Consider the following 14,319-nt stretch of genomic DNA (forward strand, 5'->3'; position numbering starts at 1 on the left):
TAGTAGCCAGCAAGAGCATTTTCATATGCAAATAGCCAGCGATTTTTTGTTGTTATCACTGGAGGTTGTATATGAAGTATCACGTCATTGGAAGCGCCTGCAATAAGATTGTTTGGTTTTCATCTATCGCGTTAGTGTTTGGAAGTGCACTTTCAAATTTAGCAAAAGCCAAGGATATTGAATTACCTAGAATCGATATTGTGGCAAAAGAGGAGGGCGCTTCTCGTCAGATTCCCGGAACGGTTGACGTTGTGACTGAAAAGCAAATTGAATTACTTCAGCCACTTTCTCTTCAAGATGTATTAAAAACAGTCCCAGGTGTAAACGTTCGCGGAGACGAGGGCGGTCTTGGATCTATTCCCAATATTGGTATTCGCGGACTGAACCCCAGTCGCAGTTCTAAAGTCCTGCTTTTAGAGGATGGGGCACCCATTCAACCCAGCTTATTTATTTCCAATGCTTCGTACTATAGTCCTCCAGTCGAACGCATTAGTAGTATTGAGATCTTAAAGGGTGCTTCTGGACTTCAGTACGGCCCATCCAACATCGGTGGTGTGATCAATTACCTGAGTAAAACTCCCGCTTCGGGTTTTAAATTAACCGGCAAGCTTGGTAATTATGGATACCATTTGGCAGAAATAGAGGCTGGCGGAAAATCTGATTCCAATGGGATGATTGGAGGGATTAATGTCATCCAAGCTGAGTCGAATGGTTATCAAAATAATGGATTCAAGATGTATGACATCTTGCTCAAAGGAGGTATGCAAGTTGCTCAGAATCAGTGGTTAAGTCTGAAATATAGCCACTACGACAACAACATCAATACCTCTTATGTTGGTCTACGCCCAAATCAGTTTGTAGCGAACTCGGGCATTAATCCAGCCCCTAACGATCGCTTTATTACGCAAAGAAATGCAGTAGACATTAACCATTCCTTGGAGATTGACTCTGATACCAAGGTCAATACATTGGTGTATTGGAGTAGGCTGGGGCGAGATTACTGGAGGCAGTCTATTGCAGATCGCACCCAGGATGCAACAGTTTTTAAGCCCTGTAATGTTGGGGCAGATTGTTTGGCAGGTCGCAATCGAGAGTTTCAAATGCTAGGGATAGATTCCCGTGTTTCACATGCCTATGAAGCTCTAGGTATCTCTAATGAGGCTGAGTTTGGTGTTCGCCTGCATACAGAGTCACAGTCTAATCAAGTTGTGACTTCACAAACCTTTGCACATTCTGGACGGCTTTCATTGCATGAGGAAAATAAGGCTAACTCAGTTGCAATGTACGCTCAAAACCGATTCTCAATTACTCAAAACTTTGCCCTGATTCCTGGAGTCCGAATTGAAAGCTATAACCAAAATCGTTCTAATGTGATTTCAGGTAAAAGTGGTAATGCCAAGAATATTGAAACTGTTCCCCAGCTTGGCGCCACTTGGCAACTCATTCCAGAGGCACAGATTTATAGCAGCATTTATAAGGGCTTTGCTCCAGCTCAATTAGCTACAGCAATTGATGATAAAGGAGTAGATCAACAGCTTACTCCAGAGCGTTCCACGAATATGGAGCTTGGGCTGAGGGGCCGCTCGGGAGCTTTTTCTTATGACTCTGCTGTTTTCAGTATGGATTTCAGTAATCAGATCGTCAATCAGAGTCTTGCCTCAGGAATATCAAAAGCAAATGGCGGAAAGAGTCTGCATCAAGGTCTTGAATTGGCTTTAGGCTATGAGCTGGGTCGAGGCTGGAGTCTCAACACTAATGCAACCTATATACCAGTTGCTAAGTTTGTTGGTACGAGCTCAATGGGAAGGGATGGCAAACGAATTCCTTACACGCCCGAGCTCACTTCTAACTTAGGTATCAATTATCAAAAAAATGGCTTCAATACTTTAGTCTCAGTCAATTATATTTCTGCTCAATACGCTGATGCAGCAAATACAGTTACACAAAATGCAATTGGAACGCTGGGTGAGATTCCTGCCTTCGCAACGGTTAACTGGAGTGCAAACTACGCTATCAATAAAGAGTGGAAAGTATTTAGCGTGGTGAATAATCTATTCGATAAGCGTTATATCGCTAGCCGTAGCCCAGATGGAATCTTTCCAGGGGCGCCCCTTAATTTCCAAGCGGGCATGAGTTATCAGTTCAATTAACTAGATAGAAAAATGCCACTCTTGTGAGTGGCATTTGCCTCAGGTTGGTCTGATAACTCTTTTGGGGTTCTCTTCATAAGGTGGAGAGTAGATGACCAAGACCTTCACTGGTTCTTCACTGATGACGGTAAATACATGCATTGCATCTGCAGGGAAAAAACAGGCATCACCTGGGCCCATTTCACAGACTTCGCCATTCACTTCAGCTCTGGCGCGCCCTTCGAGCATATAGCAGACCTGTTCTATTCCAGGGTGAGCATGGGGTAGAGCGCCCTTACCTTTTTCAATGGTGCCATGAAGTACTTCTAGCTGTTTTGCGCCAACAGTCTCACTACCGATGAGTCGACGATTAACGGTCCCATGATGGTTTGCTGGGTGATAGCCTTCAACTTCTCCAGCCTTAACGAAGTAACGGGATTTAGTATTGCTCATCGATGTGCTTTCTAAATAAATATCAATAAGATTTTGGCAGGCCTAAGACCTTTTCGGCAATAAAACAAAGAATGAGTTGTGGGCTAACCGGGGCTAAACGTGGAATCCATGACTCTCGAAGATAGCGCTCTACATGGTATTCCTTGGCATAACCCATGCCACCATGAGTCATGATGGCATTCTCGCAAGCATGAAAACAGGCTTCTGCTGCTAGGTACTTAGCAGCATTTGCTTCTGCGGCGCAAGACAGTTTTGCATCATATAAACTCGCAGCCTTAAATACCATGAGGTCAGCAGCTTCTAATTCCATCCAAGATTTAGCTAGTGGGTGTTGAATGCCTTGGTTTTGACCAATAGGTCGATCAAACACAATCCGTTCTTTTGCATACAGAGCTCCACGAGCTAAGGCTACTTGGCCAAGACCAATGGCTTCAGCCGCAATCAAAATTCTTTCGGGATTTAAGCCGTGCAGAATATAAGAGAAGCCTTTACCCTCTTCCCCAATTAAATCTTGTACTGGAATCTTTAGCTGATCAATAAACACTTCGTTAGAGTCGACACATTTTCGACCCATTTTTTCAATTTCACGCACATCAATACAGGAGCGATCGAGGTCGGTATAAAACAGAGATAGACCTTCAGTGCCCCTCGCGTCTTCAACAGGCGTAGTACGTGCTAGCAGTAAAATTTTTGTAGCAACCTGAGCGGTCGAAATCCAAATCTTTTGTCCGCTTACAAGGTAGTGATCTCCCTGTTTCTCAGCTTTAGTCGAAAGCTTTAGGGTATTGAGGCCAGCATTAGGTTCTGTCACCCCAAAACAGGCGCGATCTTTGCCTGCAATCAATGGCGGTAACCAGCGTTGCTTTTGTTCATCTGAACCAAATACGACTACTGGGTGCAAACCAAAAATATTCATGTGCACTGCAGAGGCCCCGGATAAGCCTGCGCCACTTCCTGAGATAGTGCGCATCATTAAGGCGGCTTCTGTAATGCCTAGACCTGCACCACCGTATTCTTGGGGCATTGCTATTCCCAACCAGCCAGCATCGGCTAGTGTTTGATGGAAATCAAAGGGAAAGTCGCCCAAATGGTCTTTTTTAAGCCAATAGTCTGCATCGAATGGTTTACACAGTTTTTCAATAGCATCTTGAATTTGCAGCTGCTCTGGCGTGAACTGAAAATTCATTTTTTCATTCCTGAACGGATTAAGGATGCAATAGCATCTTCTGCGTAACCCAGTTCCCGCAAAATCTCGGCAGTGTGTTGACCGAGTGTGGGGGCGGGACTGAGGTTTTCTTCTGCAGGCGTTTCAGACCAAGATACGGGGCTATTCATGACCCGAATTTGTCCTTCACTCGGATGATTTTCAGTATGGATGAAGGCAGTCTGATTGAGGTGCTCATCCTGAATTAAATCGCTAATCGAATTCATAGGCTGATTTGGTAGGTCGTACTGATCCAGAAGTTGACGCCACTGCGAAGTAGTTCTGATTTGAATGATTTTCTCAACCTCGCTATAGACCCGGTCGATATTGTTGGCGCGATTCGTGTGCGTGCAAAAGATTTCTTCCTGTAGTCGCTCTGCTTGGCCAATGGCCTCAAAAAAACTTTTCCAATGTTTATCGTTATAGATCAGGATGGAGATATAGCCATCTTGTGTGGCATATGGTTTGCGGTAGTGGGATAGAAGTCGGGCATATCCCGATTTACCAATCGGGGGGATGAAGGATTCTCCGCCTAGGTGATCTCCTAAAATAAACTGGGCAATCGATTCAAACATGGGAACTACAACGTGTTGCCCCTTACCTGTTTTTTCTCTGGCGTATAAGGCTGAAGTCACTGCATATACTGAATGAAGACCCGTGACCCTGTCTCCCAGAGTAGTCGGGGCATAGCGAGGTTCGTGTACCCCATGTTCTTGCATTAACCAGGGTACACCTGTGGCGCCTTGGATCAAGTCATCGTAAGCAGGTTTATCTGCATATGGTCCATTCAAGCCAAATCCTGAGCAGGAAACATAAATGATTTTCTCATTTACCTTTTTTACATCTGCATAACCCAAACCAAGACGATCGAGCGCTTGAGGTCTGATATTAGAAATAAAGACATCTACCGTTTTCGCAAGATCTAATGTGGCTTGCTTGGATTCGGGATCTTTCAGATCCAAAACGATACTCTTTTTACCGCGATTGGCTTGTAAAAAGATGTGGCCCATCTTTGGATTTCTCATGGGGCCAACATCGCGCATATTGTCACCCTCAGGGGTTTCAATCTTAATAATTTCTGCGCCCATGGATGCCAATATTTGAGTCGCAAAAGGTCCCAATATGACTGAGGTCAAATCTAAAATGCGAACGCCAGCTAATGGGCCCATCATATTCCTTGAGAATCTACGAATTAGTTAAGTTCAGACTTAATGCCTGATTGAATAATCAACTTACCCCAGTAGGCCATTTGATCACTAACGTATTGAGCAAAGTCTTGTGGGTTCTTGGATGGCCAAATGACAAAGCCAAGTTGTGCTAATTTGGCTTGCACTTCTTTATCTTTAGTAGCCTCTTGAATTACAGCATTGATTTTGTCTATGATGGGCTTAGGAAGATTGGCCGGACCAAAGACTCCATTCCATGACACAAGATCAAAGCCGGCGATGGTTTTCGCAATAGGCGGAACATTCGGTAATTGTGCATAAGGTCTGTTACCAGTTAAACCAATGGCACGTACTTTACCTGCTTTAATCATCGCCATCCCTGAACCTGTATCTGCCACATATACCTGAATTTGATTTCCAATAAGATCCGTCAGCGCTTGTGGGCTAGATTTATAAGGAATTTGTGTCATGCTAATTTTGGTCAAATGCATGATCGTTTCGGTTGTCACTAGTGAAGTACTGTTTGGTGTGCCATAAGATAGTTTGCCAGGATTGGCTTTGGCGTAATCAATCAGTTCTTGGACGGTTTTAACAGGGAGGTCGTTGTTCACACAAAGCACGAATGGTAGTTCACCAACGCGTGCAATCGGTGTGAAGTCTTTAATGGGGTCGTACTTTAGATTTTGAAATAACCAAGGGTTGGCTGAGTGCGAAGTATTGGTAGTCATCAACAAGGTATAGCCATCAGGCTTGGCTGAGGCTACAAGTTGAGCGCCAATCTGTGCGCTCGCACCAGGTTTGTTATCAATGATGACGGGCTGTCCTAAGATACTGCTCATCTTGGTTGCCATCACACGAGCGACCCCATCTGTCCCGCTACCAGCTGCAAAAGGTACAACCATCGTGATATTCGAAGACGGATAGCTTTGCGCGGCGCAGTGTAATGAGCCTGCGGTAAGCGCGAGTGCAAAGAGTGTACGTAATCTATTCATATTAATCTCCGGTTGATTTTTTAGCAGTAATGGCGCGTCCAGCACGAGAAGCGTTGGGCCTACCAATTTTTTTAGTGATGTATTCGCCAATGTTTACAGCAGCATCAAAGTCTATACCTGTTTCAATGCTCAACCCTTTGAGCATATATAAGACATCTTCGGTAGCGACATTGCCAGTTGCACCTTTGGCATAAGGGCAGCCACCTAATCCAGCAATAGAGGAGTGAAAAATACTGATACCCATTTCCATGGCAGCATAAATATTGGCAAGCGATTGCCCATAGGTGTCATGAAAGTGCCCAGAGAATAATTCTTTAGGAGCAAATGCCAGTATTTCTTCAAATACTGCAGCAACCTGTCCGGGAGTGCCCACTCCAATCGTATCTGCAATATCGATTTCATCGCAACCTAAATCCATCATTCTTTTAACTACCTCAGCAACTTGCCTAGGCTCTACTAAACCTTGATAGGGGCAAGCAAATGAACATGAGATGCTGCCGCGAACCCGAATATGATCACGTTTGGCGGCATGGACTACAGGAATAAAACGCTCAACCGATTCAGCGATACTGCAATTGATATTTTTTTGAGCAAAGGCTTCGGAGGCAGCAGAAAAGATGACGATCTCACCTGTTTTTGCTGCTAATGCGTCCTCATATCCTTTCATATTGGGGGTGAGGGCCGAATAGATGATGCCTGATTTCCTGGCAATCGTAGCCATCACTTCAGCGCTGCCTGCCATTTGTGGAATCCACTTAGGCGATACAAAGGAGGCTGCTTCGATATTGGGGAAGCCTGCATTGGAGAGTTGATTGATGAGCTCAACTTTGATCTCAATGGGCACAAACTCTTTTTCATTTTGCAAGCCATCTCTAGGGCCTACTTCAACGATCTTGACCTTTTTAGGAAGATTTGGTGATGACTTCATTTGCTTTTCTCGAGAAAGGCTTTCATGCGAGCTTGCGCTTCATCACTAGTGCGAATATTGGCGATCCGTTTTACGGTCTCCTCAATTAAAGGATTTGTAATGGCTTGATGTGAAATATCCTGCACAATTTTTTTGCACGCCATCACCGCCATTTGACCATTACTGATGATGCTTTGGCAGATCTCATTGACTTTACTGTCAAGTGCTTCTGGGTCAACTAGCTCATGGACAAAACCTAGATCCTTTGCATGAGCAGCAGTAAAGACTTCTGCAGTAACAAAATATCTACGTGATGCTTGTTCACCTAGCGCTCTAATGACATAAGGGGCGATTGTTGCTGGTAACAAACCTAATTTAGCTTCCGATATGCAGAAGCGAACTTGTGAGGAGGCAACTACGATGTCGCATACTGCAGCTAATCCGACGCCACCAGCATAGGCATCGCCTTGTACTTTGGCAATTACTGGTTTTGGGCAGGAATAAATGGCATTGAGCATCAGCGCCATCTTTCTAGAGTCAGCAATATTTTCTTCATTGGTGAAGTTGGCCATGTTCTTCATCCAATTGAGATCAGCACCCGCACAAAAACTTTTACCCATAGCTTGAAGCACAATCACTCGACAGTGATCATCAGCCCCTAACTTTGTAAAGACATCATGCAACTCGCCAATCAAACCCGCGTTAAAAGCATTGCGTACTTCAGGTCGGTTTAAAGTAACTCGCACCAAGTCCGCACCCTCAACGGTGAGGTATTGGTAGGTAGGCAATTGATTGTTGGCCAACTTCAGTCTCCAGTATCTTGATTTTTCTTTAATTTACTGGAAACCCAGGAATTTCGTTTTATTGTCTAGCAAAATACATTAACGGCGTGATATCGCCCTTATCTGCAGTGCGCAGTGCTGATAAGTAGTTTTGGCGGACAACATCTAGGTTGGCGATTGCAGTATTACTACCCCAAGAAAATCTCTTGCCACCAAGATTGACAATGAGTGCGTCTGCTATCAGGCGAGCATGTCGACCATTACCGTTCGGAAACGCATGGATTAGCACAAGTTGATGATGAAAGCGTACTGCGATTTCATCAATGGACATCACCTTATTTGTAATCTGATAGCTAGTGTTATCTAAGAGATTCTTAAGGGCAACAGCAATCTGGGTCCAGTCAATACCGATATTCTTAGCGCTCTTTCTGAATGTGCCAGCCCAGAGCCATGTTTGGTTAAACATACGGCGATGTAGCTCACGTACGAGCCCTTCATTCAAGCCTTTAATAATCTTTTGACGCGCGATCCAATTTGCGCCTTCGACAATATTCAATTCTTCCCAAGCATTTAAATCAGCTTGCGTACTAATGTGTTTTGGAATGAGACCAAGGGCTTCATCTGGATCAATCGGAGTAGCCCCTAGCGGATATTCAAAACGAATCACCACAGATTCCTTCTGGGACCATCCAGAATCTCATTTGCCAGTAGTTGGAGTTGCTTTTCACTGGCAGACTTGTCCACCGCCTGATCTTCAAGACTCATTGAGTGAGAAATGGGGCGCAAGCGCTCCCGCGCAACCGAAATGGCACGATCTTCTAGGATTTCCTCTAATGACTTGCGTGGCACCAGGGTATATTGCAATTCACAATCTAAAGCGTCAGCCAGTTTTCTAAGACTAGCCAAGGTGATTTTTTCATCTATCTCAGCTTTTTCTAGCTTGGCGATGCTATGGGGTGTAACACCCAGCTTACGAGCCAATGCAGATGCTGACATGCCTAAGGATTCTCGAATGGCTTTAGCCCACCCATTACCTGGGCGGTTTGGAAGGTGAGTTTCCCTTAACTTAGTAAGGGTAGATTCCATTTGATGGAGCTGTAGGTTAGCGAATTTCTTATTCATATTGATACCTATGGGTATTAATTAATAATCATAATTGTAACCTATAGGTATCAATAATAAAACTAATTTAATACCTATAGGTACCAAATTTCTATAAGAACAAAGGTTTTTTACCACAATAGACTTATAAACCTGCCTTGACTGCAAAGAAAAACGCCACCCTAGTAGGTGGCGTTAGACTGTTACATACTTCAAAATGGTGGAGTCGGCGGGAATCGAACCCGCGTCCGCAAATCCTCCACAACAAGTTCTACATACTTAGTCATATCGTTTGATTTAATCAGTTAGGCACGGATTGACACGTTCCTCGCTGACGATTCACTAGGTTTTCGTACTATTCTTCGTGACACAAAATAGTCTTATCTCTTGTATATGACCCTGATGTAGCTTGCGCTACCTGACCCAAGAGAGAATCAGTTCAGGGGCAACCGCAATTAAGCGGCTAGTGCGTAACGTTCGTCGTTAGCAGTTATTACATTCCCATTGATTTACGAGATAACGGGTCCTCGGTATGCCCTTGATGCTTTGTAATCCACGTCGAAACCATGTCGACCCCAGAGTTCATGCATAGGAAGGTCTATTTTAAAGCCGCTGGCCTTAAATTGTTAAATATCTTTGACTTAACCCTGATTGGGGAAGATGATTTTTATTAGTTCGAGTGGGGAATTGATAATGAAATCTGCGCCCCAGGCCTCAGGAGGCTCTTTGCAGCCACAATAGCCATAGGCAGCCGCAACAGTTTGCATGCCCGCTGCTTTGCCTGCAATCACATCCCGAATATCGTCGCCAATGTAAATAGATTTTGCAGGGTCAATGCTGGCGATCCTTGCGGCATGCAATATCGGCTCAGGATGGGGTTTTGCATGCGCTGTAGTGTCACCCGAGACTGTCGATATGGCCCTTTGATGTAGACCCATTTGTTCAGTAATGGGCTTAGTAAATCGTTCATGTTTGTTGGTAACAATTCCCCAAGGAATGCTGGCGGCTTCGAGTTGATCTAGCACCTGACTTATCCCATCAAATAAAGTGCTATTCACCATCAACGCATTTTGGTAATTACTTAAAAATTCATCTCGCAAAGAGAGGTAATCGGGGTGATCGGGTCTCATTCCGAATGCACCTTCAATTAGCCCGCGGGCACCAGCAGAGGCATAAGGGCGAAGCAGTTCATATGGTTTTGGCGATGCCTTGCGTGCTAGGACGAGTTGATTCACTGCAGCCACCAAGTCGGGCGCAGTATCTGCCAGAGTGCCGTCTAGGTCAAAGAAGACTCCCTCGTAAGGACTCGACAAATGATTCACGCTCTGAATCACTTTCGCACTGCAATCATGTAGTTCACATCTACATCATCATTCAAGCTATAGACTTGTGTGAGCGGGTTGTAAGTCATACCCTTCATGCCAAGCATCTCCAAGCCTGCCTGTCGTGTAAAAGCGACCAACTCAGATGGCTTAATAAATTTAGCGTATTCGTGAGTACCTTTAGGCAGTAGTTTGAGGATGTACTCTGCGCCAATAATGGCAAATAAGTAGGACTTCGGATTGCGATTGAGGGTGCTGAAAAATAATGTGCCACCAGGTTTACAGAGCTTGGCACAAGCACGTACTACGGAAGCTGGGTCTGGAACGTGTTCGAGCATTTCCATGCAAGTAACAACATCGTATTGTTCGGGATGTTCTTCAGCCAAGGCTTCTGCTGAGATAGAGCGATAGGTGAGCTTAGCGCCCACTTCTAATGCGTGTAGCTCTGCAACCTTTAATGCCTTTTCAGATAAATCGATACCAGTAGTATCGGCGCCTGATTGTGCTATTGATTCCGCCAGAATGCCACCACCACAACCAATATCGACTACCTTCTTGCCCTCAAGATTGACGATGGATTGAATCCAATTGAGGCGTAATGGATTGATTGCGTGCAAGGGTTTGAATTCGCTATTGGGATCCCACCAACGATGGGCTAGGGCGCTAAATTTAGCGATTTCAGATTGATCGACGTTCATATTGGGTTCATTCAGTGTGAGACTGTTTGTGAAGTTTATGAATATAGTGGAAATAAAAAAGCCCGCTAGAAGCGGGCTTTTTTACAAGTAAAAAGAATTACTTAGCAGCTGTACCAACAACTTCGATGTCAGTACGGCGGTTCTTGGCGCGACCTTCTTCAGTTGCATTGCTTGCAACTGGATTGCTCTTACCTTTTGATTCTGTGTAGATACGGCTACCGTCAACACCCTTGCTTACCAAGTATGCTTTAACGGATTGCGCACGACGCTGACCGAGGGCCATGTTGTATGCATCTGAACCAACGCTATCAGTGTTACCAACAGCGATAATTACTTCTAACTTGATCTTGCCCAAATCTCTAGCGATCTTGTCCAAAGTTGCTTTGCCTTCTGGCTTCAAATCAGACTTGTTGAAGTCATACAGTGTGTCAGCTTGCAAAGTAATCTTGCTTTGGCTTACGCCAGAAGCGGCAGCAGCAGGAGCAGCAGTCAAAGCACCGTCGCAACCCTTAGCAGCAGTAGCTGGAGTCCAGCTGCTGTCACGCCAGCACAATGTGTCGTTGCCGTTTTTCCAAGATGTACCAGTTGAGTTGACCCAGTTGTCAACCTTTTGAGCAGAAGTAGCAGTAGCAGCAATAGAAATTACGCCAGCAAGTACCAGTTTTAGGGTTTTGTTCATTTTTAGTCCTCAAAAATCTCTTTTTTAATTAAAGTCAAACTTAAATGTAATTCGCCCTACTTTGAAGCAAAAAACCGCAAAGCGACACATCTCAATTTCGTACAAACTGACAGAATCTTAGCATAGCGCCCCTCTGTCATCAAAATGATATTATTTCTAGATGGAACAAGCCGCTAAAGAAACACTACCAATATCCCTAGAAGACGAAATGCGGCGGTCCTATTTGGACTACGCAATGAGCGTCATTGTCGGCAGAGCCCTGCCAGACGTGCGTGATGGCCTCAAACCGGTTCACCGCCGGGTCTTATTCGCAATGTATGAATTAAACAACGATTGGAACCGGGCTTACAAAAAATCTGCCCGTATAGTTGGCGATGTCATCGGTAAATACCATCCGCACGGTGATTCTGCGGTGTATGACACGATTGTTCGGATGGCCCAGGATTTCTCTCTGCGCTATATGCTGGTTGACGGCCAGGGTAACTTTGGCTCCGTAGATGGCGATAACGCTGCTGCAATGCGGTATACGGAGATCCGTCTGCGCAAGATAGCCCATGAGCTTTTGGCAGATTTGGACAAGGAAACCGTCGATTTTGGGCCAAATTACGATGGTAGCGAGAAAGAACCCCTGATTCTTCCCGCAAAAGTGCCTAATTTATTGATTAACGGCAGTTCAGGCATTGCGGTAGGCATGGCGACCAATATCCCCCCTCACAACCTGGATGAGGTGATTTCAGCCTGTTTACACGTTCTCCACAACCCTGAATGCTCAATTGATGAGCTGATTGAGATCATTCCAGCTCCTGATTTTCCGACCGCCGGCATCATTTACGGGGTTCAAGGCGTCCGTGAGGGTTATCGCACCGGCCGTGGACGTGTAGTGATGAGAGCAAAGACTCACTTCGAAGACCTAGATAAAGGTGCCCGCCAAGCCATCATCGTTGATGAGTTGCCATATCAGGTGAATAAAAAGAACTTACTCGAGCGTATTGCTGAGTTGGTGAATGAGAAAAAAGTAGAAGGTATTTCTGATTTGCGTGACGAGTCGGATAAATCCGGTATGCGTGTTGTGATTGAACTCAAGCGCGGTGAAGTGCCTGAAGTCGTTCTCAATAATTTGTACAAGAGCACACAACTGCAAGATAACTTCGGTATGAACATGGTGGCATTGGTAGATAACCAACCACGCTTGTTGAACTTGAAGCAAATGCTGGAGTACTTCTTACAACATCGTCGCGAAGTGGTGACACGTCGCACTATTTTCGAGTTGCGCAAAGCACGCGAGCGTGGCCACGTCTTAGAAGGTCTTGCTGTTGCATTAGCAAATATCGACGAATTCATCGCGATTATTAAAGCTGCTGCAAATCCTGTGATTGCGAAGCAAGAGTTGATGGGTAAGGCTTGGGATTCATCGATGGTGCGTGAGATGTTAGCGCGCGCTGAGACGGATACACCGGGCGGTCGTAACGCTTATCGCCCAGAAGGTTTGTTGCCCGAGTACGGTATGCAAACGACTGGCTTGTATCGCTTGTCAGATAGCCAAGCGCAAGAAATTTTGCAGATGCGTTTGCAACGCTTGACTGGTCTTGAGCAAGACAAGATTGTGAATGAATACAAAGAAGTCATGGCAGAGATTTCTGACTTGCTCGATTTGTTGGCCAAACCAGAGCGCGTTACTTCTGTAATTGAGACTGAATTAAAAGAAGTCCAAGCAGAGTTTGGTAAAGCTGGCGGTGATAGTGGTCGTCGTTCATTTATTGAAATGAACGCAACCGAACTCTTCACAGAAGATTTAATTACTCCACAAGATATGGTGGTCACGCTTTCGCATACTGGTTACATGAAGAGTCAGCCTCTCAGCGAATATCGCGCACAAAAACGTGGCGGTCGTGGCAAGCAAGCTGCAGCTACTAAAGATGAAGATTGGATTGATACTTTATTCGTAGCGAATACACACGATACGATTCTGTGCTTCTCGGATCGTGGTCGTATGTACTGGCTGAAGGTGTGGGAAGTTCCGCAAGGAAGCCGCACCTCTCGTGGCAAGCCCATCGTCAACATGTTCCCGTTGATTGAAGGTGAAAAGATCACCGTGATTCTTCCAATCAAAGGCTATCAAGATGATCAATACGTCTTCATGGCAACGAGCTTGGGTACCGTGAAGAAGACCCGTTTGTCTGACTTCTCTAATCCACGTAAGGCCGGCATTATTGCGGTCGATCTCAATGAGAACGACTTCTTGGTTGGCGCAGCGATTACTGATGGTCAGCATGATGTGATGTTGTTCTCTGACGCTGGCAAGGCGGTACGCTTTGATGAGAATGATGTGCGTCCAATGGGTCGTACTGCACGTGGTGTGCGTGGCATGAACTTAGGTGAAGACCATCAGGTTATTGCTATGCTGGTTGCCCCAGCAGAAGCTGCTGAGGGTACTGAAGCGGTAGTTGTTGATACGAATGACATGGCGATTCCAAGTAGCGTCTTAACTGCTACTGAGAATGGTTATGGCAAGCGGACTCCAATCGCTGAATACACTCGTCATGGTCGCGGTACCAAGGGCATGATTGCAATTCAGACAACCGAACGTAACGGTAAGGTTGTTGCAGCAGCATTGGTATCACCGGAAGATCAAATTATGTTGATCACCACTGGTGGCGTCTTGGTTCGTACTCGGGTATCTGAAATTCGGGAGATGGGTCGCGCTACGCAAGGCGTGACTTTGATCAATGTAGATGAAGGTACTCGTTTATCTGGTTTGCAACGCATTGCTGAGAGCGATTCGGACGATGATGTTGATGATGCAGAAGAGGGTGATGTATCTTCAGATCCAGCAACTGACACCAATTCTGATGCGGCAGGTGACGCTTAAGGCGTCATCACAAGACT

At 45.3% G+C, this 14,319-nt stretch carries 13 protein-coding genes and 1 other RNA gene; 2 read left to right on the forward strand and 12 right to left on the reverse strand.

Annotated elements, in window-relative coordinates; translation table 11 throughout:
* The first annotated feature begins 71 nt into the window (after positions 1 to 71).
* A complete protein-coding gene (locus ICN35_RS05325) occupies positions 72 to 2,150 on the forward strand; it encodes a TonB-dependent receptor domain-containing protein (RefSeq protein WP_216124907.1) in 2,079 nt (692 codons plus the stop codon).
* A gap of 39 nt (positions 2,151 to 2,189) precedes the next feature.
* Here the strand turns inward: ICN35_RS05325 and ICN35_RS05330 are convergent, their stop codons facing one another.
* The 12 genes from ICN35_RS05330 to ompA form a co-directional block, all read right to left on the reverse strand.
* The gene (locus tag ICN35_RS05330; protein WP_215295491.1) at positions 2,190 to 2,582 is read right to left on the reverse strand and encodes a cupin domain-containing protein; all 393 of its coding nucleotides are present in this window, start codon (positions 2,580 to 2,582) and stop codon (positions 2,190 to 2,192) included.
* A gap of 22 nt (positions 2,583 to 2,604) precedes the next feature.
* Positions 2,605 to 3,768 (reverse strand): acyl-CoA dehydrogenase family protein, encoded by a 1,164-nt coding sequence (locus ICN35_RS05335; protein ID WP_216124909.1) that lies wholly within the window; start codon positions 3,766 to 3,768, stop codon positions 2,605 to 2,607.
* Positions 3,765 to 4,958: a CaiB/BaiF CoA-transferase family protein gene (locus ICN35_RS05340; RefSeq protein WP_216124911.1), complete on the reverse strand. Its 1,194-nt coding sequence runs from the start codon at positions 4,956 to 4,958 to the stop codon at positions 3,765 to 3,767. The genes ICN35_RS05335 and ICN35_RS05340 overlap by 4 nt, the downstream gene beginning before the upstream one ends.
* A 20-nt stretch (positions 4,959 to 4,978) precedes the next feature.
* Positions 4,979 to 5,944: a tripartite tricarboxylate transporter substrate binding protein gene (locus tag ICN35_RS05345; protein WP_255535723.1), complete on the reverse strand. Its 966-nt coding sequence runs from the start codon at positions 5,942 to 5,944 to the stop codon at positions 4,979 to 4,981.
* Position 5,945: 1 nt separating this feature from the next.
* Complete coding sequence (locus ICN35_RS05350; protein ID WP_216124913.1) at positions 5,946 to 6,872, reverse strand: hydroxymethylglutaryl-CoA lyase; 927 nt, start codon at positions 6,870 to 6,872, stop codon at positions 5,946 to 5,948.
* On the reverse strand, positions 6,869 to 7,654 hold the full coding sequence (locus ICN35_RS05355; protein WP_370625661.1) for an enoyl-CoA hydratase/isomerase family protein: 786 nt from the start codon (positions 7,652 to 7,654) through the stop codon (positions 6,869 to 6,871). The genes ICN35_RS05350 and ICN35_RS05355 overlap by 4 nt, the downstream gene beginning before the upstream one ends.
* Positions 7,655 to 7,712: 58 nt before the next feature.
* Positions 7,713 to 8,300, reverse strand: coding sequence for a mobile mystery protein B (locus tag ICN35_RS05360; RefSeq protein WP_370625662.1), 588 nt, complete (start codon positions 8,298 to 8,300; stop codon positions 7,713 to 7,715).
* On the reverse strand, positions 8,297 to 8,755 hold the full coding sequence (locus tag ICN35_RS05365) for a mobile mystery protein A (protein WP_216124915.1): 459 nt from the start codon (positions 8,753 to 8,755) through the stop codon (positions 8,297 to 8,299). The genes ICN35_RS05360 and ICN35_RS05365 overlap by 4 nt, the downstream gene beginning before the upstream one ends.
* A gap of 197 nt (positions 8,756 to 8,952) precedes the next feature.
* Positions 8,953 to 9,311, reverse strand: a transfer-messenger RNA (tmRNA) gene (gene ssrA, locus ICN35_RS05370).
* 64 nt (positions 9,312 to 9,375) lie between these two features.
* The gene (locus ICN35_RS05375; protein ID WP_370625663.1) at positions 9,376 to 10,068 is read right to left on the reverse strand and encodes an HAD family hydrolase; all 693 of its coding nucleotides are present in this window, start codon (positions 10,066 to 10,068) and stop codon (positions 9,376 to 9,378) included.
* Positions 10,065 to 10,754 carry a bifunctional 2-polyprenyl-6-hydroxyphenol methylase/3-demethylubiquinol 3-O-methyltransferase UbiG gene (gene ubiG / locus ICN35_RS05380; protein ID WP_215318564.1) on the reverse strand — a complete coding sequence of 230 codons (690 nt, stop codon included), beginning with the start codon at positions 10,752 to 10,754 and terminating at the stop codon, positions 10,065 to 10,067. Before ubiG ends, ICN35_RS05375 begins: the two co-directional genes overlap by 4 nt.
* A 97-nt stretch (positions 10,755 to 10,851) precedes the next feature.
* The gene (ompA, locus tag ICN35_RS05385; protein WP_216124916.1) at positions 10,852 to 11,433 is read right to left on the reverse strand and encodes an outer membrane protein OmpA; all 582 of its coding nucleotides are present in this window, start codon (positions 11,431 to 11,433) and stop codon (positions 10,852 to 10,854) included.
* A 160-nt stretch (positions 11,434 to 11,593) separates the two neighbouring features.
* On the opposite strand from ompA, the gene gyrA reads away from it, so the two are divergent.
* A complete protein-coding gene (gyrA, locus tag ICN35_RS05390; RefSeq protein WP_216124917.1) occupies positions 11,594 to 14,302 on the forward strand; it encodes a DNA gyrase subunit A in 2,709 nt (902 codons plus the stop codon).
* Positions 14,303 to 14,319: the final 17 nt, after the last annotated feature.

The sequence above is a fragment of the Polynucleobacter sp. es-GGE-1 genome (assembly GCF_018882005.1).
Classification (GTDB): Bacteria; Pseudomonadota; Gammaproteobacteria; order Burkholderiales; family Burkholderiaceae; genus Polynucleobacter.